The 26,505-nt window shown below is 67.4% G+C and carries 22 protein-coding genes; 13 read left to right on the top strand and 9 right to left on the bottom strand.

All coding sequences use genetic code 11. From position 1 onward, the window contains the following. The first annotated feature begins 258 nt into the window (after positions 1-258). Positions 259-972: a response regulator transcription factor CtrA gene (gene ctrA, locus VN378_RS14910; protein ID WP_300465993.1), complete on the top strand. Its 714-nt coding sequence runs from the start codon at positions 259-261 to the stop codon at positions 970-972. A gap of 2,264 nt (positions 973-3,236) precedes the next feature. Here ctrA and VN378_RS14905 read toward each other — a convergent pair. The 3 genes from VN378_RS14905 to VN378_RS14895 all read right to left on the bottom strand — a co-directional run bounded on the left by VN378_RS14905 (position 3,237) and on the right by VN378_RS14895 (position 6,536). Beyond that, positions 3,237-4,745 carry a DEAD/DEAH box helicase gene (locus VN378_RS14905; RefSeq protein WP_325744345.1) on the bottom strand — a complete coding sequence of 503 codons (1,509 nt, stop codon included), beginning with the start codon at positions 4,743-4,745 and terminating at the stop codon, positions 3,237-3,239. Between the two features lie 284 nt (positions 4,746-5,029). Further along, positions 5,030-5,707 (bottom strand): DUF1345 domain-containing protein, encoded by a 678-nt coding sequence (locus VN378_RS14900; RefSeq protein WP_325744344.1) that lies wholly within the window; start codon positions 5,705-5,707, stop codon positions 5,030-5,032. A 76-nt stretch (positions 5,708-5,783) separates the two neighbouring features. After that, positions 5,784-6,536 carry an SDR family oxidoreductase gene (locus VN378_RS14895; RefSeq protein WP_325744343.1) on the bottom strand — a complete coding sequence of 251 codons (753 nt, stop codon included), beginning with the start codon at positions 6,534-6,536 and terminating at the stop codon, positions 5,784-5,786. A 110-nt stretch (positions 6,537-6,646) separates the two neighbouring features. On the opposite strand from VN378_RS14895, the gene VN378_RS14890 reads away from it, so the two are divergent. The 4 genes from VN378_RS14890 (at position 6,647) to VN378_RS14875 (ending at position 13,786) form a co-directional block, all read left to right on the top strand. After that, positions 6,647-7,048: a helix-turn-helix domain-containing protein gene (locus VN378_RS14890; RefSeq protein WP_325744342.1), complete on the top strand. Its 402-nt coding sequence runs from the start codon at positions 6,647-6,649 to the stop codon at positions 7,046-7,048. A gap of 85 nt (positions 7,049-7,133) precedes the next feature. Further along, positions 7,134-9,239 (top strand): malate synthase G, encoded by a 2,106-nt coding sequence (locus VN378_RS14885; protein WP_414642260.1) that lies wholly within the window; start codon positions 7,134-7,136, stop codon positions 9,237-9,239. Between the two features lie 88 nt (positions 9,240-9,327). Continuing rightward, on the top strand, positions 9,328-10,206 hold the full coding sequence (locus VN378_RS14880) for an ABC transporter ATP-binding protein (protein WP_325744341.1): 879 nt from the start codon (positions 9,328-9,330) through the stop codon (positions 10,204-10,206). Positions 10,207-10,216: 10 nt separating this feature from the next. Further along, positions 10,217-13,786, top strand: a complete 3,570-nt coding sequence (locus VN378_RS14875; RefSeq protein ID WP_325744340.1) for an ABC transporter permease/M1 family aminopeptidase — start codon at positions 10,217-10,219, stop codon at positions 13,784-13,786. Here VN378_RS14875 and VN378_RS14870 read toward each other — a convergent pair. The 5 genes from VN378_RS14870 to VN378_RS14850 all read right to left on the bottom strand — a co-directional run bounded on the left by VN378_RS14870 (position 13,783) and on the right by VN378_RS14850 (position 18,748). Beyond that, positions 13,783-14,355, bottom strand: a complete 573-nt coding sequence (locus VN378_RS14870; protein ID WP_325744339.1) for a hypothetical protein — start codon at positions 14,353-14,355, stop codon at positions 13,783-13,785. The two genes, VN378_RS14875 and VN378_RS14870, sit on opposite strands and share 4 nt — an antisense overlap. A gap of 110 nt (positions 14,356-14,465) precedes the next feature. Continuing rightward, positions 14,466-15,542 carry a LuxR C-terminal-related transcriptional regulator gene (locus VN378_RS14865; protein ID WP_325744338.1) on the bottom strand — a complete coding sequence of 359 codons (1,077 nt, stop codon included), beginning with the start codon at positions 15,540-15,542 and terminating at the stop codon, positions 14,466-14,468. Positions 15,543-15,616: 74 nt separating this feature from the next. Continuing rightward, positions 15,617-16,246 (bottom strand): uracil phosphoribosyltransferase, encoded by a 630-nt coding sequence (gene upp / locus VN378_RS14860; RefSeq protein WP_325744375.1) that lies wholly within the window; start codon positions 16,244-16,246, stop codon positions 15,617-15,619. A gap of 20 nt (positions 16,247-16,266) precedes the next feature. Then, positions 16,267-17,508 (bottom strand): URC4/urg3 family protein, encoded by a 1,242-nt coding sequence (locus VN378_RS14855; RefSeq protein ID WP_325744337.1) that lies wholly within the window; start codon positions 17,506-17,508, stop codon positions 16,267-16,269. Beyond that, complete coding sequence (locus VN378_RS14850) at positions 17,495-18,748, bottom strand: GTP cyclohydrolase II (RefSeq protein WP_325744336.1); 1,254 nt, start codon at positions 18,746-18,748, stop codon at positions 17,495-17,497. Before VN378_RS14850 ends, VN378_RS14855 begins: the two co-directional genes overlap by 14 nt. A gap of 282 nt (positions 18,749-19,030) precedes the next feature. Between VN378_RS14850 and VN378_RS14845 the strand changes: the two genes are divergently transcribed. From VN378_RS14845 to VN378_RS14825, 5 genes are all read left to right on the top strand, one after another. After that, positions 19,031-19,888, top strand: coding sequence for a Ku protein (locus VN378_RS14845; RefSeq protein WP_325744335.1), 858 nt, complete (start codon positions 19,031-19,033; stop codon positions 19,886-19,888). 231 nt (positions 19,889-20,119) lie between these two features. Beyond that, entirely contained in the window at positions 20,120-20,449 is a 330-nt protein-coding gene (locus VN378_RS14840; RefSeq protein ID WP_056618225.1) for a PadR family transcriptional regulator, read from the top strand. Between the two features lie 23 nt (positions 20,450-20,472). Continuing rightward, positions 20,473-21,582: an HAAS signaling domain-containing protein gene (locus VN378_RS14835; protein WP_325744334.1), complete on the top strand. Its 1,110-nt coding sequence runs from the start codon at positions 20,473-20,475 to the stop codon at positions 21,580-21,582. 60 nt (positions 21,583-21,642) lie between these two features. Beyond that, on the top strand, positions 21,643-22,746 hold the full coding sequence (locus VN378_RS14830) for a bifunctional transcriptional activator/DNA repair enzyme AdaA (RefSeq protein ID WP_325744333.1): 1,104 nt from the start codon (positions 21,643-21,645) through the stop codon (positions 22,744-22,746). After that, positions 22,727-23,260: a methylated-DNA--[protein]-cysteine S-methyltransferase gene (locus VN378_RS14825; protein WP_325744332.1), complete on the top strand. Its 534-nt coding sequence runs from the start codon at positions 22,727-22,729 to the stop codon at positions 23,258-23,260. The genes VN378_RS14830 and VN378_RS14825 overlap by 20 nt, the downstream gene beginning before the upstream one ends. Here the strand turns inward: VN378_RS14825 and VN378_RS14820 are convergent. Next, positions 23,257-23,925 carry a hypothetical protein gene (locus VN378_RS14820; protein WP_325744331.1) on the bottom strand — a complete coding sequence of 223 codons (669 nt, stop codon included), beginning with the start codon at positions 23,923-23,925 and terminating at the stop codon, positions 23,257-23,259. The two genes, VN378_RS14825 and VN378_RS14820, sit on opposite strands and share 4 nt — an antisense overlap. Positions 23,926-24,082: 157 nt before the next feature. On the opposite strand from VN378_RS14820, the gene nadA reads away from it, so the two are divergent. From nadA to VN378_RS14805, 3 genes are all read left to right on the top strand, one after another. Beyond that, the gene (gene nadA, locus VN378_RS14815; protein WP_325744330.1) at positions 24,083-25,162 is read left to right on the top strand and encodes a quinolinate synthase NadA; all 1,080 of its coding nucleotides are present in this window, start codon (positions 24,083-24,085) and stop codon (positions 25,160-25,162) included. Positions 25,163-25,271: 109 nt separating this feature from the next. Next, complete coding sequence (locus VN378_RS14810) at positions 25,272-26,117, top strand: metalloprotease (RefSeq protein ID WP_325744329.1); 846 nt, start codon at positions 25,272-25,274, stop codon at positions 26,115-26,117. Next, on the top strand, positions 26,114-26,505 hold a 392-nt coding region (locus VN378_RS14805), incomplete at its 3' end, for an FAD-binding protein (RefSeq protein ID WP_325744328.1). The genes VN378_RS14810 and VN378_RS14805, both read left to right, overlap by 4 nt.

The raw sequence follows: 26,505 nt of genomic DNA, 5'->3' as shown, positions 1-26,505 counted from the left end.
GCGTCTGGCTCAAGATAGGAATATAATCCTCTCCTGCGTCGAATCCGGACGTAGGCGGACCCGGGGAACCGCCGGCGCCGGAGGAAAATGCGTCCGCTTGACTCAGGACTCTCGACGCCGATTCGCAAATCAGCCTACGATTCGCCTCAATGGAGTGGCGTTAACCTTTCTTAAGTTTTTACTCGGTTAACTCCCGAACAAGGTTACCCGGCATCGGATGTCGGGAGCTACTGTCAAGCTTTGCCTGGAGGGGCATCAATGCGCGTTCTGCTTATCGAAGACGATCACGCGACCGCGCAGAGCATCGAGTTGATGCTGAAGTCGGAAGGCTTCAACGTCTACACGACCGACCTCGGCGAAGAGGGTATCGATCTCGGGAAGATCTACGACTACGACCTGATCCTGCTCGACCTCAACCTGCCCGACATGAACGGTCTTGAGGTTCTGCGCCAGTTGCGCGTCGGCAAGGTCAACACCCCGGTGATGATCCTGTCCGGAACCTCGGAGATCGAGACCAAGGTCAAGACCTTCGGCGGCGGCGCCGACGACTACATGACCAAGCCCTTCCACAAGGACGAGCTGATCGCGCGCACCCACGCCGTGGTCCGCCGCTCCAAGGGTCACGCCCAGGCCATCATCCACACCGGCGAGATCGCCGTGAACCTGGACGGCAAGACGGTCGAGGTGCACGGCCACCGCGTCCATCTGACGGGCAAGGAATACCAGATGCTGGAGCTGCTCTCGCTCCGCAAGGGCACCACCCTGACCAAGGAAATGTTCCTGAACCACCTGTACGGCGGCATGGACGAGCCCGAGCTGAAGATCATCGACGTCTTCATCTGCAAGCTGCGCAAGAAGCTGGCCACGGCCGCCGGCGGCAAACACTATATCGAGACCGTCTGGGGCCGCGGCTATGTGCTGCGCGACCCGTCGGAAACCTCGGCCCCGGCGCCGGTCAGCGCCGCCGCCTGATCGGCCGGCCTTCGAGCCATTGAAACGCCCGCCGGAGTGATCCGGCGGGCGTTTTCGCTTTCGACCGGAAGCGGACTCTCTGAACGTCGGCTATGGGTGGAAAGCGGACGTCCCGGTCCGCAAACCGGGAGGCCGGAGAGAAATCCTATGGGAGCTGCAGGGCTCGATAGTTCACTGCGGGAGGTGAAGCCGGTCGGGTGCAACGAACACTGGTCTGGCGGCTCTCTCCATTGACTTTCAGCGCCACCATAACGTCGCCGCCCGCCCCACCGGAGTGATGGCCCTAACTATAGCGAGCAATGCGACAAGAGAAGCCATGATCACAGGTTGGCTATCGGTCGGGCAAAAGGTTCTCTGAAAAGAGCCCTGCCGATCGTATCTGAAGTTCGAGAGAAGGAAGTCATGCCGCAAGATCCTGCCCCGCCAGTAGACGATCTCCCTGGCATCGAGGTCGTCGGACACCGACTGCCGGCCAACTCAACCTCTCCGTTTCCGCCGGACGTCATCACTGACTCAGGTCCATTGCCGGGTGGCGACATGGGGAGATCGAAGAGCCTACAGGGCTGGCTCCTTGCGATGATCCTGTGAAACGAGCCGAGATCGACGCTGATGCTGCAGCCGCCGCCGCAATGAAGGAGGTCCACCGTCTGGTCGGCTTGGCCGGTGAAGCTTTCGCTACGAGAGAATACGCAGCATTCCTAGTACGGCAACCTGACGGGAGCATCAGGTTCGAGAGGTTGAAGGCCGGTCCCGGGGCGGCGAAGGACCGGTGCTGGATGAAACCGGCCTCGATTTCACTCAGATAGTCGGGTATTTTCACACCCACCCGTCTGGCGATCTTCAGAGCCCGATCAATCACTACGATTGGTCTGCCGTCTACAATGCCATTTGGCAGCGCGGGACCAATGAGGGCGGGGACATGTCCCACCTGAGAATGTATGTTGGCATGCAGTCAATCTCATACGAAGATGTCACCAACCTCATCCACGTTTGGAAGGGCGGGAACTGGGGTTCGACTGAAAGGCTTGTGAAGGTGAACCCTGATGCAATGCCGTGTGGATCCTAATGACTAATTTCGGCCTCCTCGTTTCCGCCGCTATGCTTGCTGCTGGTCAGCAAAGTGGAGCTCCCTTGGGCCCGGCGCAGTTCGCGCGGTTGACGGTAGTTCCGTCTTTTTCGACCGAGGTTACGGAGGTGACGTTCTCGATCGGCCGCGGCAGCACACGCGCCCAGCCGATCTACTGGGCGACGTTCAAGGAAGGCGAGGACGAATTCTCAGTCAGTTCCGAGAATTGTCCCGCCATCAGAACCGGATTGGAAACTCTCGCTACCAGAGGTGCGGCAACAGTCAGCGTCCCAGGGATAGGCGAACCTTCACCGATCCCCAGCGCAGATGGGGATCGGTACACGTTGACGGCCTCGGTCCGTCAGCCGGACGGATACACCGCGTCGATGGAGATCAACTCGAACGGGGGCGATCTCAGGCGGTGGGGTTCGGCGTTCATCACGTCGATCAAGAATTGCCGCCCCCGCTAGGCCATCTCGTCCGGCGGATCCTTCTTGGCGCCGTGGTGGAAGCGAACCAGCGAGCCGCCCGGTAGCGGGCGTTCCGAACGTCTCGAATAAGTCAGGAGCGGACGTTCCCCCATGCCCTCGCCTCTTGCACTGGCTACTGGCTACTGGCCAAAAAGCGGACTCGTCGAACGTCCGCTATGGGGGGTTAGCGGACATCGCGCGGCAACAGGCGCACAGTCGGTCCATAGGTCGCAGCGACGTCTATTAGGGCTTCCGTCGTAGCGACTACCCAATGCCGAAGTTCCACCGTTATTGGCGGCACGCCCTGCATAGCCGCGACATAATCTGGCTCCGCGTGGCTAGTGGATCGGATCAAGTCCAGGAACGCAGTTGCCGGTCCCGCATCGCTCAACGTCTTGGTGCTTGGCCCGGAGTTCGGAAAAGGGTCACCCCGAACAAGGAAGCCGACAACGACCTCCCATTCCAGTTCGTAGCTGTCGTCATCGGGAGCACCGTCCCCAGGCAACTCGCGCACCGTGACCCGTAGTCCACGGTCATCGAGAACCTCGATACTGGAAAGCGCGGGAGGGAAGCTGATGGTCGGAGTGCTCGGCATACCTTGAAGGAGACTGTCACCGTCTGCCTATCAACGTCCGCAATGGGTCGGGAGCGGACCTTGGCTCCAATCCGCAAACACGACAACGCCCGCCGGAGCGATCCGGCGGGCGTTCTGTGTGCGGCGTCGGGGTCTAGCCCTTGGCCACGTACCCCTTGCCGCCGTTGGACGGGCGGCGGCTGCGGGGACGGCGCTTGATCTCGCCGGCCGGTTTGGTCTCGGCCGGGGCCGAGGTGTGGCGCGGGTCGTTGTTGGTCGAGCGCGGACGCTCGCGCGCCATCGGATCGAACGACCGCTCGGGCGTCGGGCGGGCGTCGCGGCCCGGGCCGGCCTTGCGGACGCGGTGCGGTTGCCCGCCGCCTTCCAGCTTGACGCCGTCGCGGCGCGGGTTGCGGTTGCGCGGCCCGCCGCGCCCGTTCCGATCGCCTTCGCGTTCCTCGCGGTCCGGCATCGTCGCCTTGGACTTGACGCCCGAGGCCATGATCGACTGGTCCAGCAGGGCCAGCGACTTGTCGTTGCGGCGGTCGGTCGAGGGGATCTTCTGACGCGTGACCTTTTCGATGTCGCGCAGCAGCTTCATTTCGTCGCCGGCCACGAAGCTGATGGCCGTGCCGTCGGCGCCGGCGCGGGCCGTACGGCCGATGCGGTGCACATAGGCTTCCGGCACATAGGGCAGTTCGAAGTTCAGCACATGCGATACGCCGTCCACGTCGATGCCGCGGGCGGCGATGTCGGTGGCGACCAGAACGCGCAGCTTGCCGGCCTTGAAGGCGGCCAGGGTGCGTTCACGCTGGGGCTGGCTCTTGTTGCCGTGGATGGCGCCGGCTTCGACGCCGCCGGCTTCCAGATAGGCCGCGACCTTGTCGGCGCCGTGCTTGGTCTTGGTGAAGACCAGGCAGCGGGTGTAGCCCGGATCGGCGAACATCTCGGTCAGCAGGGCGCGCTTGCGGCCCTGTTCGATGTGGATGATCGACTGGCTGATGCGCTGGACCGTGGTGGCCTGGGGCGTCACCGAGACCTTGACCGGGTCCTTGAGCAGTTCGCCGGCCAGCTTGCCGATCTCGGTCGGCATGGTGGCCGAGAAGAACAGGTTCTGGCGCTTGGCCGGGATGCGGCTGACGATCTGGCGGATCGGCTTGACGAAGCCCAGGTCCAGCATCTGGTCGGCTTCGTCGAGGACGAAGATTTCCGTCTGGCTGAGGTCCAGGGTCTTCTGCTGCATATGATCCAGCAGACGGCCGGGGGTGGCGACCAGCACGTCGAGGCCCTGTTGAAGGGCGCGTTCCTGCGGCCCGTACTTCACGCCGCCGAAGATGACGGCGACGCGGAAGCCCAGGTGTTTGCCGTAGCTCTTGAAGCTTTCGGCGATCTGGCTGGCCAGTTCGCGGGTCGGCGACAGGATCAGGACGCGCGTCGTGCGGGGCACGGGCGGAATGCGGTTGGCGGCCAGGCGGTGCAGGATCGGCAGGGCGAAGGCGGCGGTCTTGCCGGTGCCGGTCTGGGCGATGCCCAGCAGGTCCTTGCCCAGCATCACGTCCGGAATGGCCTGGGCCTGGATCGGCGTAGGCGTGGTGTAGCCTTCGGAGGCCAGCGCCTGCAGCAGGGCGGGGTTCAGGCCGAAGGTGTCGAATGTCTTGCTCATGTGAGCGGCTTCTTTCGCGTATGCGGCGACGCGCATCAGCCATGGCTCAACGCCGATAAGGCCGCGCACCGCCAGTCCCGACAGGGTCTCGGGGAGGAGACCTTCGGGGTGGATCGGGCGCCGCCCCGCGTGTCCGGGCAGCGAATGAATCTTGAGGAACCGGCGACTGCTACAGTCAGGTCTTCGAAATTCGGAAGACCCACACGCGCTGGAGGCGCCGGTAATCGCAATTGTGCGACGCAGCGTAACTGGGCTTCCAATGCGGCCAAGTCAAGGCGCGGGGGTTAACCGCCCCCCAGCAGGGTGACCGCCATATTCACTGTCAGGGCGACGATGACGGTGTTGAAGAGGAAGGCCGCGATGCTGTGCACGGTCGTCGTGCGGCGCAGCGCCTTGTCCGAAATCTGGATGTCGGCCGTCTGCTGGGCCACGCCGATGATCGTCGAGAAGTGTACGAAGTCCCAGTAGTCCGGGTCCTCGCCGCCCGGGAAGATCAGGCCGCCGCGGTCCTTGGTCTTGTCCTTGGCGCGGCCGCCGGGCGCGGCCGGAGCGTAGTATTCATGGGCGTAATGAAAGGCGAAGATGGCGTGCACGAAGGTCCACGACAGGGCCACGGTCGCCAGGCCGAGCACCGCCGCCCCGCCCGCCTGATCCTTGTCCCCGGCGACCTGGACGGCCTCGCCCACGACCACGGCGATGCTGGCGAGCGCCGCGAACAGCGCCAGAGGAAGGACCGCGCCGCCGGCTTCGTCCAGCGCCGCCGCCCGCTCGCGGATGTCGTCGGCCGACCGGGCGCGGAGGAGCTTGAAGACGCATTCGACGAGGAAGAGGCCGACGCCAATGTCCCAGCCGAGCGCCAGCCGCGACAGCCAGCCGCCGCCGATCGGCCAGACCAGGCTGGAGACGGCGACGGCGATGACCAGCAGAATCGGCCAGTGAAGGCGGAGGTAGGCGATTGTCATGGCGCCAGCATGCGCCAGTGACGGCCACAGGCAAGAGAGACGGGCGCTCGTCCGCCTGTGGCTGTGGTCCCGCGGATCAGGCCGGGCCGTTCAACATGGAGAAGACGGCGGCGTAGTCGTTGGCCTCGGCGAACCGCAGCGGCTTGACCCGTTCGACGAGGATTTCGCCGCGCGGCGTGTCCTGATGCTCGATCAGGCCGATGACCTCGGCGGTATAGTCGGCCAGCGGCATGGAGTTGGGGTTCTCGGCATGACCGGGCATCAGGTCGGTCGCGACCGCCGGCGGCGCCAGCTCCAGCACCTCGACCGACGTCCCCGCCAGCTGGTGGCGCAGCGACTCGCTCCACGAATGGATGGCCGCCTTGGTGGCGCTGTAGGTCGGGGTGGCGGCCAGGGGGATGAAGGCGAGGCCGGACGAGACCGTCATCACCGTCGCGGCGGCTTGGGCGCGCAGGTGCGGCAACAGGGCGGCCGTCAGACGGATCGGACCGAGCAGATTGGTCGCGATAGTTTCCTCGACGATGTCGAGCTCGAAGGGTTCGGCCTTGAGGTCCTCCACCTTCATGACGCCGGCGTTGTTGATGAGGACATTGAGGGCCGGGTGATCCTTCACGACCTGAGCGGCGAAGTCGCGGACGGCGGCGGAATCGGCGACGTCGAGGGTCGCGAAGGCCATGCCGGGGTTGGCGGCCACGGTTTCGGCGAGCGGGGCTTCGCGGCGGCCGGTGATGACGACCTGGTTGCCGCGCGCGTGCAGGGCCTCGGCCAGGGCCCGGCCGATGCCGGAGCCGCCGCCGGTGATCAGAATGGTGTTGCCGGTAATGTTCATGGTCGTCTCCCTGGGGATGCACTAGCGCTGGAGACGAGGTAGATCTGACGCTAACCAATGGAAAGTAGGCACCCTGAAGGGCGGTACTTACCTGATGGAGAGATTTGGATATGACGGTGCCGACGACCGGAAGAATTGCGCATCCCGTCACCAATGAGCCGGCCGATGCCCGGGTCGAGGCGCTGGTGAACGAGGTCATCGGGCGCATTGCCGACAAGTGGACCATGCTGATCCTCGAGGTTCTGACCGAGCACGGCGAACAGCGTTTCGGCCGTATCGGCGATCTGGTCGGCGGGATCAGCCAGAAGATGCTGACCCAGACCCTGCGTCAGATGGAGCGCGACGGACTGGTGATCCGAACGGTGCATCCGGTCATCCCGCCCAAGGTCGAATATCGGCTGACCGATCTGGGCCTGACGCTGGCGGAGGCCTTCTGCGGCGTGTGGACCTGGGCGGAGAAGAACCTGGAGCGGATCGAAACGGCGCGACACGCCTTCGACACCCGCGACTGACGGGGCCGTTGCTGCGGTGCAAAATCCGCTCGACTTCCGTCGGGTCATCACGGAATGTTTCAGGCCCGTCCCCAAGGAGTGCACCATGCCGATGACGCCGCGCGCCGGACTTCAGGTCGCCGACGAACTGGCCGCCTTCATCGAGGGCGAGGCGCTGCCGGGAACGGGCCTTGAGCCCGACGCCTTCTGGACCGGCGTCGCCGCGATCTTCGCCCGTTTCGCGCCGGAGAACCGGCGGCTGCTGGCCATCCGGGACGATCTTCAGGCGCAGATCGACGCCTGGCATGTGGGGCGGCGAGGCCAGCCTTACGATGTCGCCGCCGCGACCGCCTTCCTGCGCGAGATCGGCTATCTGGCCGACGAGCCGGCGCCCTTCGTCATCGGAACACGGGATGTGGACGCCGAGGTCGCGACCCTGGCCGGACCGCAGCTGGTCGTGCCGAGCCTGAACGCCCGCTTCGTCCTGAACGCCGCCAATGCGCGGTGGGGCAGTCTGTATGACGCCCTGTATGGAACGGACGCGTTGGGCGATGCGCCGGCTTCCGGTCCCTATGACGCGGCGCGCGGGGCGCGGGTGGTGGCCCGGGCCAGGGCCTTCCTCGACGAGGCGGTTCCGCTGGCCGAGGGCCGCTGGGCCGATCTGACGGACCCGGGCGAGGGCATCGCGATCCGCGACCCGGACCAGTACGTCGGCCGGACGGACCGGTCGAGGCTGTTCCGGCACAACGGGCTGCACATCGAGGTCGTTTTCGATCCGGGCCATCCGATCGGCGCGTCCGACCCGGCCGGGATTTCCGACGTCGTGCTGGAATCGGCCCTCAGCACCATCGTCGATCTGGAGGACTCGGTCGCCGCGGTCGACGCCGCCGACAAGACGGCGGCCTACCGCAACTGGCTGGGCCTGATGAAGGGCGATCTCAGCGAGACCTTCGACAAGGGCGGGAAATCGATGACGCGGTCCCTCGCGCCCGACCGTCAGTTCACCGCGCCGGACGGATCGACCGTGACCCTGCCGGGCCGGTCGCTGCTGTTCGTGCGCAACGTCGGCCACCTGATGACCACGCCGGCGGCGCGACTCCCGGATGGGACCGACGCGCCCGAGGGCATGCTGGACGCCATCGTCACCTCGCTGATCGCGATGCACGACCTGAAGGGGCGGGGGCGGTTCCGCAACAGCCGGGCCGGTTCGATCTATATCGTCAAACCCAAGATGCACGGGCCCGGGGAGTGCGCCTTCACCGACGCCCTGTTCGACGCGGTCGAGGATCTGCTGGGTCTGGCCCGGCACACCATCAAGGTCGGGGTCATGGACGAGGAGCGTCGCACCTCTGCCAACCTCGCCGCCTGCATCCATGCGGTGAAGGACCGGATCGTCTTCATCAATACGGGCTTCCTCGATCGCACCGGCGACGAGATCCACACCGCCATGCAGGCGGGGCCGGTCGTCCGCAAGGGCGACATCAAGTCCTCGGCCTGGATCGCCGCCTATGAGGCGCGCAACGTCGCCATCGGCCTGAAATGCGGCCTGTCGGGCCGGGCCCAGATCGGCAAGGGCATGTGGGCCGCGCCGGATCGCATGGCCGAAATGCTGGAGCAGAAGGCCGCTCATCCGAAGACCGGGGCCAACACCGCCTGGGTGCCCAGCCCGACCGCGGCGACCCTGCACGCGCTGCACTATCACCAGACCGACGTCTTCGCCCTGAGGGATACGATCGCCGCCCGCCCGGTCCCGGGCCTGGAGGATTTGCTGACCCCGCCGCTGGCTGCGGGTCGCAACTGGTCGGAGGCCGAAATCGCCGAGGAGCTGGACAACAACGCCCAGGGGCTGCTCGGCTATGTGGTGCGCTGGATCGACCAGGGCGTCGGCTGTTCCAAGGTGCCCGACATCCACGACGTCGGCCTGATGGAGGACCGCGCCACACTGCGCATCTCTTCCCAACATATGGCCAACTGGTTGCTGCACGGGGTCTGCACGGCGGAGCAGGTCGATGCGGCGCTGCTGAGGATGGCGGCCAAGGTCGACGGGCAGAACGCGGACGATCCCCTGTACCGGCCCATGGCGTCCGATCCCGCCAACAGCCTCGCCTTCCGCGCCGCGCGCGCCCTGATCTTCGAAGGCGTCGCCCAACCCAACGGCTATACGGAACCGCTGCTGCATCGGTTCAGATTGATGGCCAAACACCCCGCCTGATCGCGCTGGACGGCGAACCTGTCAGAACCGTAACTTGCGGGCGCTGGGGGCTGATGACAAGGTTCCTTTACTTCACGGAGGGGCTTCCATGCTGACGATCGAAAACCTGACCCATGTTTATGGCAACGGCACGCGGGCGCTGGACGACGTCAGTCTGACCATCCCCAAGGGCATGTTCGGCCTGCTGGGCCCGAACGGCGCGGGCAAGTCGACGCTAATGCGTTCGATCGCCACCCTGCAGACGCCGACGTCGGGCTCGATCCGCTTCGGCGACATCGACGTGGTCAAGGACCCGGAACAACTGCGCCGCGTGCTGGGCTATCTGCCCCAGGATTTCGGTGTCTATCCACGCGTCTCGGCCTACGACATGCTGGACCATATGGCGGTGTTGAAGGGTGTCTCCAACGGCCGCGACCGAAAGGCGACGGTCGAGGCCCTGCTGCACCAGGTCAATCTGTGGCCTGTGCGCGGCAAGGCGCTGGCCGGCTTCTCTGGCGGCATGCGCCAGCGTTTCGGCATCGCCCAGGCCCTGATCGGCAACCCCGAACTGATCATTGTAGACGAGCCGACCGCCGGGCTCGATCCCGAGGAACGCAACCGTTTCCTCAACCTGCTCGCCGAGGTGGGAGAGAACGTCGTCATCATCCTGTCGACCCATATCGTCGAGGACGTGACCGACCTGTGTCCACGCATGGCGGTTCTGGCCGGCGGCAAGATCCAGCTGGAAGGCTCGCCTCTCGAACTGACCCACGCGCTCGAAGGGCGGGTGTGGCGCAAGACCATCGACAAGACCGAACTGACTGACCACCAGAAGCGCTACAATGTGATCTCCACGCGCCTGTTCGCGGGCCGGACCGTGATCCACGTCCTGTCCGACGCCAATCCCGGCGACGGGTTCGATCAGGCGCCGGGCGGTCTGGAAGACGTCTATCTGGCGACCGTCAACGCCTCGCGCCGCGCGGCCTGAGGGACGGATCATGTTCGCCAAGATCGCCAGTTTCGAATTCCGCTACCAGCTGCGCCAGCCGGCTTTCTGGGTCATCGCCATCGTCTTCGGCCTCCTGGCCTTCGGAGCCGTCGCCAGCCCCAACATCCAGATCGGCTCGGGCGGCAACGTCCTCAAGAACGCGCCCTATTCCCTGACCGTCGCGCACATCATCTTCAACGTGTTCTTCATGCTGGCGACCACGGCCATCGTGGCCAATGTCGTGGCGCGGGATACGCAGACCGGCTTCGGGCCGATGATCCTGTCCACCCGGATCACCAAGAGCGCCTATCTGTACGGCCGGTTCTTCGGAGCCTTCGCGGCGGTGGCGCTGTGCTACCTCAGCATCGCCCTGGGGACGCTGCTGGGCACGGTGATGCCGTGGGTCGATCCCGAAACCGTGGGGCCGTTCCGCTTCGCTGACTACGCATACGCCTATGGGGTGTTCGGCCTGACGGGCCTGTTCCTGACCTCGGCCCTGTTCTTCATGCTGGCGACGGTCACCCGGTCGATGATGGCGACCTATGTCGGCGTGGTCGCCGTGCTGATCGCCTATCTCGCCTCCAGCGGTGTGCTGGGCAACCGTCCCGAGTTCGAAACCGCCATGGCCTGGGCCGAGCCATTCGGGTCCGGCGCCTATGGTCTGGTGACCAAATACTGGACCGCGACCGAGCGGAACACGCTGAACGCGCCGCTGGAAGGCGTGCTGCTGTGGAACCGGGTCATCTGGACCGCCGTGGGCGCCGCCCTGCTGGCCGGCTCCTACCTGCTTTATCGCCCTTCGCCGAAGGGCGCGAAACTGAAGAAGCAGGAGCGCATGAAGGCGCTGGTCGAGAAGGACGTGGTCGCCACGCCCGTCGGAGCCCTGCCGCGCCCGACCTACGGCTTCGCCAGCGGCCTGACCCAGCTCTGGTCGCGCGCGGTGTTCGAGACCGTGCTGGTCTTCAAGAGCCCCGCCTATGTGGTGCTGATCCTGCTGGCGTTCGCCTTCGCCCTGTCCTTCCTGTTCTTCACGGGGGAAATCTACGGAGCGCCGATCCTGCTGGTGACGCGGGTCGTCATCACGGGCCTGACCGGCACGTTCGGCCTCATCTCGATGGTCATCGCCATCTACTACGCCGGGGAACTGGTCTGGCGGGATCGCGATCGCAAGGTGCACGAGCTCGTCGACGCCTCCGCCACGCCCGACTGGACCTTCCTGGTGCCCAAGACCCTGGCCCTCGCCCTGGTGCTGATTTCGACCCTGCTGATGGGCGTGCTGGCCGGAGTGGTGACCCAGACCATCAAGGGGCACACCGACTACGAGTTCGGGAAATATCTGCTCTGGTACGTCGTTCCGCAGTCCCTCGGCTTCCTCCAGCTGGCCGTGCTGGCGATCTTCGTCCAGGCCCTGTCGCCCAACAAATTCGTCGGCTGGGCGATCATGGTCGTCTACATGATCTCCACGATCGTGATGTCGAATATCGGCTTCGATCACCCTCTGTACCAATACGGCGGCGGCGTCGGCATGCCGCTGTCGGACATGAATGGTCGGGGAGATTTCGCCGGCTTCGCCGTGTGGATGGACTCCTACTGGACCGCCTTCGCCATCATCCTGCTGGTGCTGGCCTACGGCCTGTGGCGGCGCGGGACGGAGCAGCGGCTGTGGCCGCGGCTCAAGCGGCTGCCGCACCGCCTCATGGGGCCGGCGGGCCTGATCGGCGGCGCGGCCCTGGTCGCCTTCGTCGGCCTCGGCGCCTTCATCTACACCAACACCAACGTCTGGAACGAATACCGGACGCAGGGCGCGCAGGAGAAGGAACAGGCGGCCTACGAGAAGGCGCTGCTGCGTTACGAAGCCACGCCCCAGCCATCGGTCGCCGACGTGCGACTGGTCATGGATCTGCGGCCGCACCAACCGAAGCTGACCACGCGGGGTTCCTATGTCCTAGTCAACAATACCAATGCACCGCTGAGCGAGGTCCACCTGCGCTGGGGGGACGATCTGGACATGGTCGGCCTGACGGTCGAGGGCGCCTCGGTGGCTCGCGAGTGGAAGGATTTCGAGTACCGCATCTACCGCTTCGCCACGCCGATGCAGCCGGGCGAGCGACGCAACGTCACGTTCGAGACGGTGCTGGAGCAGCGCGGATTCAAGGCCAGCGGCAACACCACCCGGCTGGTCGACAACGGCTCCTTCGTGAACAATTTCGAGTTCGCGCCGAGGATCGGCATGGACCGTCAGGGCCTGCTGACCGACCGCACCAAACGCCGCAAGGCGGGCCTGCCGGCCGAGCTGCGTCCGGCCAGCCTGGAAGACACCTCAGCCCAGACCCGCAACTACATCGGCGCCGACTGGGTGACCGCCGATATCACGGTCTCGACCGACGCCGACCAGACGCTGGTCGCGCCCGGACGGATGGTGTCGGACGTCGTGCGCAACGGCCGGCGGACCAGCCGGTTCGTCACCGAGTCCCCGGTGTTGAACTTCTTCTCGGTCCAGTCGGCCCGCTACGAACAGACCCGGCGCATGCACAACGGCGTCGAACTGGTGGTCTTCCACGACCCCGGCCACGACCGGAACGTGCCGCGGATGCTGGACGCCCTGGCCGCCTCGCTGGACTATTTCCAGGCTGAGTTCAGCCCCTACCAGTTCAGGCAGGCGCGGATCGTGGAGTTTCCATATGGCAGCTACGCCCAGTCCTACCCGAACACCTTCGCCTGGGCCGAAGGCCTCGGTTTCATCGCCGACCTGAGCGACCCGACCAAGATCGACTACGTCACCTATGTCGGGGCGCACGAGTTCGCTCACCAGTGGTGGGCCCACCAGATCGTCGGCTCGAACCAGCAGGGCGCCACGTCCCTGTCCGAGACCCTGGCCCAGTATTCGGCCCTGATGGTCATGGAGAAGAAGTACGGCAGGGACCAGATCCGCCGCTTCCTGAAGCAGGAACTGGACCGCTATCTGCGCTCACGCGGCACCGAACGGCTGGAGGAACTGCCGCTGATGCGGGTCGAGAACCAGCAGTATATCCACTACCAGAAGGGCGGCCTGGTCATGTATCTGCTGCGCGACCAGATCGGCGAGGATGCGGTCAATCGCGCCCTGCGCCGGGTGCTGGCGCAATATGCCTTCAAGGGCGCGCCGTACCCGCGTTCACTGGACCTGGTCGCGGCCATCCGGGCCGAGGCTCCGGCCGACAAACAGGCCCTGATCACCGACCTGTTCGAGAAGATCACCCTGTACGACGTCAAGACCACGGGCGTGACCTCGACGAAGCGGGCCGACGGCCGCTGGGATGTCACGGTCACGGTCGATGCGCGCAAGCTCTATGTCGACGGCAAGGGGGTAGAGACCGCCGCGCCGTTGAACGAGACCTTCGACATCGGCCTGTTCACGGCCATGCCGGGCAAGGGCGCCTTCAACGCCCGCAACGTCGTGCTGCTGGAACGCCGGCCGATCCGGTCGGGCGTGCAGACCCTGCGGTTTGTGACCGCGCGGGCGCCGAGCTTCGGCGGCGTCGATCCCTACAATAAATGGATCGACCGCAACTCGGACGACAATGTGCGGGCGGTAAGTTAGCCGCCGGCGGCCGGGACGGGCGCGGAGGCGGGGGTTTCGATCGCCGGCGCGGATTCGACGGGCGCCGGCGCCGGTTCCGCGGAGGCCCCGGCGGGCGCCGCGGCGACCGCTTCCGGAGACGGCGCGACGGGGATGCCGCACTGGCGGCCCTGGTAGATGCCGCTGAGCAGGCTGCGGCGCTGCTCCGCGATCCGGATCCTTTCGGCCTCGGCGCGGGCGCGGGCCTCTGCGTTGCGCCGGGCGGCTGCGCCGGCCGCGTTGGCGAACAGACCCAGACCGGGGACGGCGCCGAGCGCGCCGGAATAGAGGGCCGCGTTGACGGCCACGCTGGTGGCGCCGTTGGCGATCGCGCCCTGATTTTCGGCGTTCCGGGCGTTCTGGGCCGAGATGCCGGCGATCTCCTCCATGCGCGTGATCTCGACGGTCAGCTGGTCGCAGGTCAGGCTTCCGTCGGTCGGATAGGACACCTGCAGCTGGGGTTCGCCGCGCCGTTGGGCCAGGACCGTCGTCGGCATGGCCAAGGCCAGGGCCGCACAGGCCGACGTCGTGATCCGGGTGATGTTGTGCATTGCTCCGCCTCCCTGCGATCCCGGTCCATCCGGGATCCGGACGAACGATGGTCGGGCGGGCGCGCGGGGTCGTCATCCAAATGGATGAGACGGGCCGGATTTCCGGTCGGTCAGTTCGGGCCGACCGCCAGGCGGGCCAGGAGGGCGGCGACCTCGGCCTGTCGGGTGCAGCCCGTCTTTTCGAGCACCCGGCGCAACTGCGACCGCACAGTGGTTATCGCGACCCCGCCCTGGGCCGCGATATCGTCCATCGTCCTGCCGCCGGCGATCCCCTGCGCCACCCGCGCTTCAGAGGGGGTCAGGTCGAACAAGGTCCGCATCAGCTCGGCCGAGGGCGGGCGGTCGGCGACGAGGGGCGTCAGCAGGACCAGGGCGTAGCTGCGCCCCAGCACGTCATGCGCGGACCGTCGGATCGGCATGATGTGCAACAGGGTCGTCGCCTGCCCGGCTTCGTCGCGCAGGGCGAAGGTGCGGGACGCGGCGGAGGGCAGGGTCTCGATCTGCGAGAGGGCCGAGGCCAAGGTTTCGTTCGCCCTGGCGTCCGCAAGGATCAGGCGATTGTTGACGCCGAACCGGACCTTGTCCGTCAGGGCCTCGATCAGGGTATTGGCCTCGACCACCCGCCCCGTCTCGTCGACCAGCAGGGCCGGCAGGCCGAGCGCGGTCAGGGCGTCGGTCGCGCCCTTGGCCCTTTGCAGCCCGAGACGCGCGGTGACCAGGGCGGCGCGCACCAGATGAGGCCGCAGCTCGTTCAGCCGATCGACATGCTCCCGCTCGATCGGTCCGCGCTCGAACGTGCGTTCGATACTGACCACGATCTCGTCGCCGGTCGGCATGCGCAGGCCGGTCCAGGTCGACCAGCCCAGCCCGTGGGGGCGGAACAGGTCGCGGTACATGGGGTCTTTCTCGAGCTGGTCCTTGCTCCAGAAATCCTGCTCGACGAAGAAGGACGCCCGGGCGTTGTTCATCGAACAGACGCGCCGGCTGCAGCGGTCGAACCAGCCGTCGGTGAAATATTCCTGGAAGATGTCCTGAACGCTCTCGGACGCCGTCCAGCAGAGCTGTTTGCGCGCCGAGAACAGCAGGCCGCCACGGGCGTCCGTCAGGTCGGCCAGATCGTCCAGAACCGAGGGCCACAGCTCGGGCACCACGGCGCATTCGTAGATGCGGTCGATCAACTCGGTCATGGCCGCCCCGGGATCACGGTCCTGTCAAGTCCCGAATAACCTTGTTGCATGAAAAGCGGCCTCTATCCAGCGGGTTACCGCGTTCCGAACAGCCGGTCGCCCGCGTCGCCCAGGCCCGGCACGATGTAGGCGTGCTCGTTCAGGCGCTCGTCGACGGCCGCGGTCCAGATCGGCACGTCCGGGTGCCAGCCGCGAAGCCGCTCCAGCCCCTCGGGCGAGGCGACGAGGCAGACGAAGCGGAGGTTGGTCACGCCGCGCTCCTTCAGGCGATCGAGGGCGGCGACGGCGGTGTTGCCGGTGGCCAGCATCGGGTCGATGACCACGCACAGGCGTTCGGCCACGTCCTCGGGGGCGCGGAAATAGTATTCGACGGCGTCGTGGGTCGCCGGTTCGCGGTAGAGGCCGATGTGGCCGACGCGGGCCGAGGGAACCAGCTCCAGCATGCCGTCGACGAGACCGAGGCCGGCGCGCAGGATGGGGACGAAGACCATCTTCTTGCCGGCGATGCGCTGGCCGGTGGTCGGGCCGACGGGGGTCTCGACGGGATAGTCCTCGAGCGGCAGGTCGCGGGTGACCTCGTAGCAGAGCAGGGTCGAGATCTCGCGCAGCAGCTGGCGGAAGCGGGCGGTCGAGGTGTCCTTCGCCCGCATGATGCTGAGCTTGTGGGCGACCAGCGGGTGGGTGACGACGGTGACGCCGTCCATCTTGAAGGGCTTGGTCGGCATCAGAATACGGTCCCGTCGGATACAATGGTCAGGGGCGGTCCGCCGCCCGGTCGGCGTTCGGCGGCGGCGCGGCGGCCGGCGGCCCAGGTGCCGCCCTCCAGCACGCTGGCCAGAGGCATGGTCTCGGCGGTGACGCCCAGTTCGGCCCGGACCAGCGGGGCGATCCTGTCGAGCAGGGCCACGGTCATGGCGCGCCAGCCGACCACCAGCGGATCGGAGACCGGCCAGGACTTTTCGGCGTCGGCCGGGTCCTTCAGCGTCAGCACGCCGAGGTCCGTGAACAGGCCGCCGTTGCGGTATTCGGCCAAGCCGGTCAGGCCGTCCAGGTCCCTCACCTCGACCCCCGCCGTCTGCAGCGGCTCGACCAGCGAATAGCTGAGCCACTGCGACAGCTTGTGGATCGGCACGAGGCCGTCCGTGGCGTCGGCCCGCTTCATCGCCGGATGTTTCCAGCAGTCGCCGAGGTCGACTCCGCCGAGGGTCAGGCGATCGCGCCAGACGGGGCCGAGCGCCTCCAGCAGGATCTCGAGGACGATCGGGGCGGGGAGGCGGTCCCTGTCGTCGGCGCGGTCGACCATGGCGTCGAACAGGCCGCCGGGGCGGGGTTCGTCCTCCAGCGCGAACAGGTCGGGCTCGGCGAGGCAGGCCTGTCCCAGCCGCCGCAGCAGGGCGGCGCGGCCGTCGAGGCCGACCAGCGGGTTCTTGTCAGTGACCTGGAAACCGCGGGCCAGATCGGCGGCGGTCAGGAAGGTCAGGGCCACGGCGTCGACCCGCCAGGGGTCGTCCTCGGTGATCGAGAAGGCCCCGGCCTCGAACATGCGCAGGGAGGCGATGGCCAGACCTTCGGAACGGTTCAGGGTTCGGCCGGTCTGCGCGTCCTTGTAGGACCAGTCCGGTCCGGCGCCGGCGTCGAGCAGGACCGAGACGATGGCCAGGTCGAACTCGGCCCGGGCGCGGGACGCCGCGTCCAGCCAGTCGCGTGCCTCGGCCGCCGGGCCCCAGAGATCCACGCCGTCGATGGAGAAATGCCGCCAGCGGGCGTGGAAGGGCACGGCCAGGGTCGGGTACTGGTCGCGGATCACGTCGGCGACGTAGCGCGCGGTTTCCGGCAGCCGGTCGAGATCCACGCGCCAGTGGTCGAGGCCGTCGGCGACTCCGATCTCCAGCATCTCATGGGCCCGTTCGCGGACGGCGGCGGCGCTGAGCAGGCTGTGCGCCTGCTGCGTGTCAGAACTGCTCAAGGTCGCGGCCCACCACGCGGGTCAGGTCCTCGGCCGACGGCGGCGCGTCGGGGGTGAAATAGCCGGCGGCCTTCTTGGCCTCCATCTCCACCGAGGCGTCGGGCGGCACGAGGTAGTCGGGGATCGGCACCCGTTCGCCGATCTCGATGCCCGAGGCGGTCAGGGCGTCGTGCTTCATGTTCGACATGGAGACGAAGCGGTCGATCCGGGTGATCCCCAGCCAGTGCAGTATGTCGGGCATCAACTGCTGGAAGCGGGCGTCCTGGACGCCCGCCACGCATTCGGTGCGCTCGAAATAGGTGGCGGCCTGGTCGCCGCCCGGCTGCCGCTTGCGGGCGTTGTAGACGAGGAACTTTGTGACTTCCCCGAGGGCCCGGCCCTCCTTGCGGTTATAGGCGATCAGGCCCGCGCCGCCGTCCTGGGCCTCGCGGATGCATTCCTCGATGCCGTGGGTCAGATAGGGGCGGCAGGTGCAGATGTCCGAGCCGAAGACGTCGGAACCGTTGCATTCGTCGTGCACGCGGCAGGTCAGGCGGCGGGCCGGGTCGGCGATCGCGGCGGGGTCGCCGAAGATGTAGAGGGTGATGCCGCCGATGGGGGGCAGGAAGACCTTGATGTCCGGCCGGGTGACGAGGTCGGCGTACATGCCGCCGGTCTGTTCGAACAGGGTGCGGCGCAGGGCGGTCTCGGTGACGCCGAAGCGTTCGGCGATGCCCGGCAGATACCAGACGGGATCGATCGCGGCCTTGGTGACAGCGACATCGCCGCTCTCATGCACGATCTGGCCGTCGGCCTTGAGCCGGCCGGCGGCGATGGCCTCGCCGATCTCGCCCAGCTGCAGGCGGGCGCGGGTGACGGCGATGGTGGGACGGATGTCGACGCCGTCGCGGATTTCGTCGGCGAAGTCCTCGGCCACCCGGGCGCCCCAGGGGTCCAGCGAGACGATCTTCGAGGCGTCGGTCCACTGCGGGAACGGGCCCATGGGGGTGGTCGGCGAGGTGTTGGTCAGGTCAGGCCGGTTGTTCGCGCTCATGGCGCCCGAGGACACGGCCAGGGCGCGATAGACCGAATAGGCCCCGCCGTGGGCGCCGATGGCGTTGCGGTCGCTGCCGGAGTTCACTGTGCCAATGACGGGTCCGCGTTCCTTCGCGGTGGCGGCGCCCCATTCGATCGGGAAGCGGCTGACGGTCCCTGCACCGGGGTGGGAGTTGAGCCGGATGTGGCTCGGTCGGTTGGACATGGTTCCTCACTCGAAACCGGCTTGTTGTTTTTCTTGCGCCGGACTCGTCAGGACACACCCGATGAGACTCGCTGTCCAGTGGCATCCTGTCTCCCTCCCGCTTGAGGGAGGGATGTCGGCGCGAAGCGACGACAGGCTGGGAGCGGCTTGATGGGCGGATGCTCGTCGGCGGCCGTCCCCACCCGGTCGCTGCGCGACCGCCCTCCCCGAGGGGGATGGAGAAGATGGGCTGAACGACTCGCCTGCACCCGCGTTCTGGACCCGCAACACGGAGTCTGCACCATGGCCGCCCGACCCACCTGGCAGGGACATCTCAAGCTGTCGCTGGTGACATGCCCGGTCGCCCTCTACACGGCGACGTCGAGCGCGAGCCACGTCAGCTTCCATCTGATCAATCCCGACACCAACAACCGCATCCGCATGGTGCCGACCGATCCGGACACGGGCCCGATCGAACGGTCCGATCTGGTCAAGGGCTATGAGGTTTCCAAGGACGAGTACGTCCTGTTCGATGACGCCGACTTCGACAAGGTCAAGCTGGAGAGCACGCGCACCATCGACATCAACCAGTTCGTCGACGAGGACGACATCGACCGCCTGTACTGGGACGACCCCTTCTATGTCGTGCCCGAAAAGGGCGTGGGGGCCGAGGCCTTCGCCGTGATCCGCGACGCCATGAAGGCGGCCGGCAAGATCGCCATCGGCTGTCTGGTGCTGCGCAACCGTGAACGGCAGATCGCGCTGGAGGTGCGGGGCAAGGGGCTGGTGGCCTATACCCTGCGGCCCCACGAGGAGGTGCGCGACGCCGGCGACTTCTTCGACGACATCCCGGCGGTCAAGGCCGACAGGGACATGGTCGACATCGCCACGCGGATCATCGGTCAGAAGGAGGCCGGCTTCGACCCGACCGGGTTCAAGGACCGCTACGACGACGCCCTGAAGGAGATGATCAAGGCCAAGCAGAAGGGCGGCAAGGGTCTGGTCGAGGCGCCCGAGCCCGACGACACCAATGTCATCGACCTGATGGAGGCGCTACGGGCCAGCCTGAAGGGGTCGGCGGGCGGCAAGGCGCCGGCGAAGAAGGCTGCGACGAAAAAGACGCCCGCCGGGAAGGCGGCGGCGAAAAGGAAGGCGGCGTAACCCGCATTCACCGTGCATCCCCGCGGAGGCGGGGACCCAGGCTTTAGCGCCCGCGCCGGCGTTCGGATCAGCGTCGGTTGGTTTAACCAGCATTCTCTGTCGCTCGAACCTGGGTCCCCGCCTCTGCGGGGATGCACGGATAAAACCTGCCCTCCGCGCCCTCTTGACTCCCTCACACAGTATGCGGCATACACTGTGTGTCACACACTATGTGAGATGCAGGGAAGTGGCATGAGCCTCGATCCGGACCTCTTCGAATCCATGCGGCTGGAGCTGCGACGCGGGTCGCTGGTGCTGGCGGTGCTCGCCTGCCTGAGGACCGAGCGGTACGGCTACACCCTGCGTCAGGCCCTGGCCGCCGACGGCCTGGAGATGGAGGAATCGACCCTCTATCCGCTGCTGCGCCGGCTGGAGAGCCAGGGTCTGCTGGATAGCGAATGGCGCGAGGAGGAGAAGCGGAAGAAGCGCTTCTACGTCCTGTCGCCGGGCGGCGTTTCGATGCTGGCCGCCCTCACCGACGAGTGGCGGGGGATCAACGCCTCGCTCGACAAGATTCTTTGAGATCGGGCTGAAGGGGAAAAGCCATGGACATGATCGACCGCTATCTCAACGCCGTCGCCGCCCAACTGCCGCAGGACGAACGGGCCGACATCGTCGCCGAGTTGCGCGACCTGATCCTGAGCCGGTTCGAGGCGAAGGAGGAGGAACTGGGCCGCGCCCTGACCGAGGACGAGCAGGAGGCGATCCTGCGCGAGATCGGTCATCCGCTGGTCGTGTCCGCCCGCTATCGCAAGGGACCCGATCATCTGGTCGGGCCCGAGCTGTTTCCGTACTGGTTGTTCGGGGTGAAGGCGGGGCTGCTGGTTCTGCTGGCGGTGCAGGCGATCAGCCTGTTCATCCATCTGGTGAGCGGGCCGGCGGACGCGGGCCGGGCGATCAGCCACGCCTTCCACGGCTTCTTCGGCTCGGCCCTGACCCTGATCGGCGTGGCGACCGTCGCGGCGGCGATCTTCGAACATTACGATATCCGGCCGAAATGGATGACGCAGTGGCGGGTGAAGGATCTGGGCGCCTTCGGCCTGTCGGATCCCGCGGCCTGGGGCGCCAAGGTCGGGACGATGGAGCCGCTGCAGGCCCCGAGGGCTCCGTGGGCGTCCTCGCGCCGGATGAAGGCCTGGCCCGGCGGCGAGTATCTGTTCTCGTTCATCGCCGTCGGCATGTTCTCGCTGTGGTGGGTCGGGGTTCTGCACTTCCCGGGTCTGGTGCATGTCGACCTGCTGGGCGCAGATGCGACGGTGACCCCGGCGCCGGTCTGGTCGACCCTGTTCGTTCCGATCCTGGTCTACGCCCTGATCCAGATGTCGGTCGACCTGAACAGCCTGTTCCGTCCCTATGCGGTCCGTCTTCGGGCGTTCGCCCGGCTGGGGATCGCGGCCGCAGGCCTGTGGCTGACCTGGGTGATCTTTGAGGCCGGCCACTGGTTCACCCTGACCCGTGACGGAGAGACGGCCCGCATCGCCGGCGACTGGACCATGCTGGACGCCGAACTCCTGAGGACGTTGGGCGACGGGACGCGGGATCTGGCCGGCGTGGCCGACACCCTGTCGGTGGTGATGGTCTGGGTCCTGGCCATGTCGGCGATCAGCCTGGTCTTCAGCGTCTTCGCCAATCTCTGGCGGCTGGCGCGGGGCTGATCCCACGCCCATGTCCGAAAACCGCGAGACATCCGGCGCCGCCGGGACCATCTTGCGGCCATGGAAAACGTCAGCGAACTCGATCAGGAGGCCTGTTACCGCGCGGTGCTGACCCGCGACGCGCGGTTCGACGGGCGGTTCTTCGGCTGTGTGAAGACTACCGGCATCTACTGCCGCCCGGTCTGCCCGGCCCGGACCCCGAAGCGGGAGAACATGGTCTTCGTCGTCACGGCGGCGGCGGCCGAGGAGGCGGGCTTCCGCGCCTGCCTGCGCTGCCGGCCCGAGACGGCGCCGGACATGGGCGCCTGGCGCGGGACCTCGAACACCGTCAGCCGGGCCCTGGCCCTGATCGAGGCGGGCGCGCTCGATGAAGGCGACGTGGAGGGCCTGGCCGCGCGGCTGGGCGTCGGCGAGCGGCACCTGCGGCGGCTGTTCCGCCAGCATCTGGGCGCCGCGCCGGTCAGCGTGGCCCAGACCCGCCGGGTGCTGCTGGCCAAGGCGCTGATCCATCAGACCGATCTCTCGATGGCCCAGGTGGCCCTGGCCTCGGGCTTCGGCAGCGTGCGGCGGTTCAACGAGACCTTCCAGGCTCTGTACGACCGCGCGCCCTCGGCCCTCCGCCGGCGCGGCGAGCGGGTCCATGAGGGCGGGGTGAGACTGAATCTGTCGTACCGCCCGCCCTATGACTGGGACGCCATGTTCGCGGCCCTGACCGCCCGCGGGGACGCCGTCGAGGGGCGGCGCTGGTCGCGCGCCCTGACCCGGGACGTGGACGGCGCTGAGGGCTCGGTCTCGGTCGAGCCTGCGGAGGCGGGGAGGGTGTCGATCTGTGTCGAGGTCGACGACCTGAAGGCCCTGCCGGGCGTGCTGGCCCGGGTGCGACGGGTGTTCGACCTGTCGGCCGACCCGGACGCCATCGCCCGCGACCTGTCCGCCGACCCGGTGCTGAAGCCGCTGGTCGAGGCGCGCCCGGGTCTGAGACTGCCGGGACAGTGGATCGACGACGATCTCGAGGCCCCGAGCGACCGACTGAATGACGAAACCCTCGCCGCCCGCGCCGAAGCCTGGCGCCCGTGGCGGGCCTATGGCGCGCTGCATCTCGCACTTGCCGGGATCAGCGGCGTCCAACTGATGGAGAGAGACAATGCAAAACGCGCAGCCTGAAACCCTGACCCTGGACCGGGTCCGGACCCCGACCGGCGAGGTCCTGCTGGTCACCGACGCCGACGGCGCCGTGCGCGCCCTCGATTTCGCCGGCTACGAAGAGCGGATGACACGGCTGCTGCGCCGCCACTGGGGCGAGGCGGCGCTGATCGAAGGCCGCGCGCCCCCGGCGGTGCGGTCTGCGGTCGAGGCCTATTTCGGCGGCGATGTGACCGCCCTGGACGGGCTGAAGGTCAGGACCGGCGGCACGGCCTTCCAGCGCGCCGTCTGGGCCGCCCTGCGCGCCATCCCGGCGGGCGAGACGCGGACCTACGGCCAGCTGGCGGCGGCCATCGGCTCGCCGAAGGCGGTGCGGGCGGCCGGGCTGGCCAACGGCCAGAACCCGATCGCCGTCATCGTGCCCTGCCACCGGGTGATCGGCGCCAACGGGACCCTGACCGGCTACGCCGGCGGCATCGAGCGCAAGCGCTGGCTGCTGGAGCATGAGGGCGCGGGCGTCCGCGCCGCCGCCTAGAATTTGTAGTTCAGGCCCAGCTGCACGATCGGGAACAGGCCGTAGCCCTCGGTCTCGTCGGTGATCTGCTGCGACTCGTCGCGCAGCCGGGCCTGGAAGGCCGCGTCGTTGGACAGGCTGCCGCCGGTCGAGGTCAGGGAGACCTCGGGCTTGTCGCTCCACGCCACGCCGGCGATGGCGCGGAAGCCCCAGCGGCCGCGGCGATAGAAGGTGTCGTCCCAGCCGACGCCGACGAAGGGGGCGACGTCGCGAAGCTTGATCGCCCCGTTCAGCGTCCCGACCTGCGAGGGCGTGAAGGTCTGGCCGCCGATCTCGACCGGACCCGTCGGGGTGGCGGCCAGGCCGATGTCGCGGTCGCCGACATAGGCTCCGCCCGAGATCAGCAGGCCATTGGCGAGCGGATGCAGGTCGAGGAAGCCGCCCACGGTGTCGAAGGCCAGGTCGGCGTTGTAATCGACGCCGTCATAGCTTTCGTCGGCGCTGTGGGTCAGGCGGTCGATGGAGCCCCGCAGGGTGAAGATCGGGCCGACCTTGACCTGAACCTCCAGGCCGAGACCGGCGGTTCCCGCCGTGGCCCCGACGGCGACGCCCGGCCCGGACGATTGCGCCAGCGCCGATCCGGCGGACAGAAACAGGGCGGCGGCCGCGACGGGGATCAGGCGCATGGGGTTCTCCGGTGGGATCCAACCCTTGCAGTCCGTTCCGGTTAAGATGGCGTTTCCCATAACCGCCGAGGTGAACCCCCGGCTTGCGTTTTCCAGCCAGCCGCCTACATTCATCCCGACTTATGCTAAGTTTGAGCATAAGTAGAGGAAACGAACGATGGCGGACGGCATGTTTGGCTTGTCGAAGGAACTGGAGCGGGAGACCGCGCCGGTCTGGGCCAAGGTCAGGGATCACGTCACCCCGATGGAGTGGCCGGCCCAGGCCGCCCTGATCAGCGAGATCAATGCGCTGAAGAAGCAGCGCGACGCCGTCATCCTGGCCCACAACTATATGACGCCCGAAATCTTCCACGGCGTCGGCGACTATGTCGGCGACAGCCTGGGTCTGGCCAAGGAGGCGGCGCGATCGCCCGCGAAGGTCATCGTCCAGGCCGGCGTGCATTTCATGGCCGAGACCTCGAAGATCCTGTCGCCCGAAAAGACCGTGCTGATCCCGGACCTGAAGGCCGGCTGTTCGCTGGCCGAGTCGATCACGGGCGCGGACGTGCGGCTGATCAAGCAGCGTTATCCGGGGCTCCCGGTGGTGACCTATGTCAACACCACGGCCGACGTGAAGGCCGAGACCGACATCTGCTGCACCAGCGCCAACGCCGTCCAGGTGGTGGAGTGGGCGGCCAGGGAATGGGGCGTCGATCGCGTCATCCTGATCCCGGACGAATTCCTGGCCCGCAACGTCGCGGCCCAGACCCATGTCGGCATCATCGCCTGGAAAGGCCGCTGCATCGTGCATGAGCGGTTCACGGCCGCAGACATCGCCGAGATGCGCGAGGCGTATCCGGGCGCGGAAATCCTGGCCCACCCGGAATGCCCCGAGGACGTGCTGTCGGCGGCCGATTTCGCCGGATCGACGGCGGCGATGACGGACTACATCACCAGCCGCAAGCCACGGCAGGTGGTGCTGATCACCGAATGCTCGATGGCCGCCAACATCCACGGCGACCTGCCCGAGGTCAGCTTCATCGGCCCCTGCAACATGTGCCCCTATATGAAGCGGATCACGCTTCAAAATATACGGGATTGCCTGCTTCACATGCAGTTCGAGGTCACCGTGCCGGAAGAGATGGCCGAGCGCGCGCGGCTGGCCGTGCAGCGGATGATCGACCTGCCGCCCCCGGCGGTCCCGGCCCGGTACGACCTGTTCAAGGCGAAACACCACGTCGCGGTGGAGCTGATCTGATGCACTACGTGTCCCCGGTGCGCGCGGTCGCCCATGTGGATTCTAAGAGCCTGCGGCTTCTCGCCCTCCTGGCCTTGTGGCTGAGGTCGGAGAAGGCCACGTCCCCTCAATGACAGATACAGATCAGACGCGCCGCCCCGGTCCCTGGGAAAACCTGCCCCCGGCGGCGCCGGCCGAGCGGGAAATCGCGCGACCGCAGGCGGGCGAACCGCCGCTGGACAAGGGCCAGCATCCGGTCTGGGCCGTGGTCTCGACCCTGCTTCTGGGGGGATTCATCTGGTGGGCCTCGGGCAGCTGGGTCATCGCGGTCGCCGCGATCTGGGGCCTGCTGGTGCACGAGTACGGCCATGTGCTGGCGATGAACGCGCTCGGCATGGGGCCCGCGAAAATCTACGTCATCCCCTTCCTGGGCGGGGTGGCGAAGAGCCAGCGCCTGCCGGTCAGCGAATGGCACGGCGTGCTGGTGTCGCTGGCGGGACCGGCGTTCGGCCTTCTGGCCGCCATTCCCTTCTTCGGCCTGTACATCGCGACAGGACAGGGAATGTGGCTGTCGGGGGTGTTCATCATCGCCATCATCAATCTGGTGAACCTGGCGCCCGCCCCGCCGCTGGACGGTTCGAAGGCGCTGGGCCCCGTGCTGGCCCTGATCCACCCGATGGTCGAGAAGGCCGCCATGGTCGCCGTCGGCGTGCTGGTCATCGTCTGGGGCGTCACCAACGGCAGCTATATCTTCGCCGCCTTTCTGGGTCTGGCCCTGGTCGGACATCTGCGGCGCGGCGCCTGGCGGCCGGACGGGCGGCCGCTGACCTGGCTGGAAGCCGGCCGCAGCGTGGGCCTGTTCCTGGCCGTGGCCGCGGCCTGCGCCGGCGTCGCCCTGTCCGGGCTGATGCCTGTGGCCGGATCCCTGCCGGACGCCCTGGCCCTCGGCGCCAGCTATTTCGAGTTCGGCCGTTGAGCAGAATCCGACATGACGGTCCCCTGATCGTCGGCGGCGGTCTGGCGGGCCTTTCGGCCGCGCTGGAGGCCGCGCCGCGCAAGGTGCTGCTGGTCACGCCCGCGCCCCTTCTGGAAGCCTGTTCCTCGGCCTGGGCCCAGGGCGGGGTCGCCGCGGCCCTGTCGGCGGACGACGCCCCGGCCCTGCATGCGGCCGACACGGCGGCGGCCGGCGCCGGACTGGTGGAAGCCGGGGCGGCGCGCGCCCTGACGGACGACGGACGCGAAACGGTGGAATGGCTGGCCGCGCTGGGCGCGCCGTTCGACCGCGACGCCGACGGCGGGTTCGCCGTCAGCCTGGAAGCCGCCCATTCGCAGGCCCGGGTGGCCCGGGTCGGCGGGGACGGGGC

The sequence above is a fragment of the Brevundimonas sp. genome (genome assembly GCF_035561115.1).
In the GTDB taxonomy this organism is placed as follows: Bacteria; Pseudomonadota; Alphaproteobacteria; order Caulobacterales; family Caulobacteraceae; genus Brevundimonas.
This window is presented reverse-complemented; position numbering and strand designations above follow the sequence as displayed.

Excerpts from the sequence above, each read along its gene's own strand:
- VN378_RS14835 (WP_325744334.1), top strand. The coding sequence starts at position 20,473 with ATGGACATGATCGACCGCTATCTCAACGCCGTCGCCGCCCAACTGCCG.
- VN378_RS14875 (WP_325744340.1), top strand. The coding sequence starts at position 10,217 with ATGTTCGCCAAGATCGCCAGTTTCGAATTCCGCTACCAGCTGCGCCAG.
- ctrA (WP_300465993.1), top strand. The coding sequence starts at position 259 with ATGCGCGTTCTGCTTATCGAAGACGATCACGCGACCGCGCAGAGCATC.
- VN378_RS14840 (WP_056618225.1), top strand. The coding sequence starts at position 20,120 with ATGAGCCTCGATCCGGACCTCTTCGAATCCATGCGGCTGGAGCTGCGA.
- VN378_RS14825 (WP_325744332.1), top strand. The coding sequence starts at position 22,727 with ATGCAAAACGCGCAGCCTGAAACCCTGACCCTGGACCGGGTCCGGACC.
- VN378_RS14885 (WP_414642260.1), top strand. The coding sequence starts at position 7,134 with ATGCCGATGACGCCGCGCGCCGGACTTCAGGTCGCCGACGAACTGGCC.
- VN378_RS14900 (WP_325744344.1), bottom strand. The coding sequence starts at position 5,707 with ATGACAATCGCCTACCTCCGCCTTCACTGGCCGATTCTGCTGGTCATC.
- VN378_RS14810 (WP_325744329.1), top strand. The coding sequence starts at position 25,272 with ATGACAGATACAGATCAGACGCGCCGCCCCGGTCCCTGGGAAAACCTG.
- VN378_RS14850 (WP_325744336.1), bottom strand. The coding sequence starts at position 18,748 with ATGTCCAACCGACCGAGCCACATCCGGCTCAACTCCCACCCCGGTGCA.
- VN378_RS14865 (WP_325744338.1), bottom strand. The coding sequence starts at position 15,542 with ATGACCGAGTTGATCGACCGCATCTACGAATGCGCCGTGGTGCCCGAG.
- VN378_RS14905 (WP_325744345.1), bottom strand. The coding sequence starts at position 4,745 with ATGAGCAAGACATTCGACACCTTCGGCCTGAACCCCGCCCTGCTGCAG.
- nadA (WP_325744330.1), top strand. The coding sequence starts at position 24,083 with ATGGCGGACGGCATGTTTGGCTTGTCGAAGGAACTGGAGCGGGAGACC.
- VN378_RS14880 (WP_325744341.1), top strand. The coding sequence starts at position 9,328 with ATGCTGACGATCGAAAACCTGACCCATGTTTATGGCAACGGCACGCGG.
- VN378_RS14895 (WP_325744343.1), bottom strand. The coding sequence starts at position 6,536 with ATGAACATTACCGGCAACACCATTCTGATCACCGGCGGCGGCTCCGGC.
- VN378_RS14890 (WP_325744342.1), top strand. The coding sequence starts at position 6,647 with ATGACGGTGCCGACGACCGGAAGAATTGCGCATCCCGTCACCAATGAG.
- VN378_RS14870 (WP_325744339.1), bottom strand. The coding sequence starts at position 14,355 with ATGCACAACATCACCCGGATCACGACGTCGGCCTGTGCGGCCCTGGCC.
- upp (WP_325744375.1), bottom strand. The coding sequence starts at position 16,246 with ATGGACGGCGTCACCGTCGTCACCCACCCGCTGGTCGCCCACAAGCTC.
- VN378_RS14830 (WP_325744333.1), top strand. The coding sequence starts at position 21,643 with ATGGAAAACGTCAGCGAACTCGATCAGGAGGCCTGTTACCGCGCGGTG.
- VN378_RS14845 (WP_325744335.1), top strand. The coding sequence starts at position 19,031 with ATGGCCGCCCGACCCACCTGGCAGGGACATCTCAAGCTGTCGCTGGTG.
- VN378_RS14820 (WP_325744331.1), bottom strand. The coding sequence starts at position 23,925 with ATGCGCCTGATCCCCGTCGCGGCCGCCGCCCTGTTTCTGTCCGCCGGA.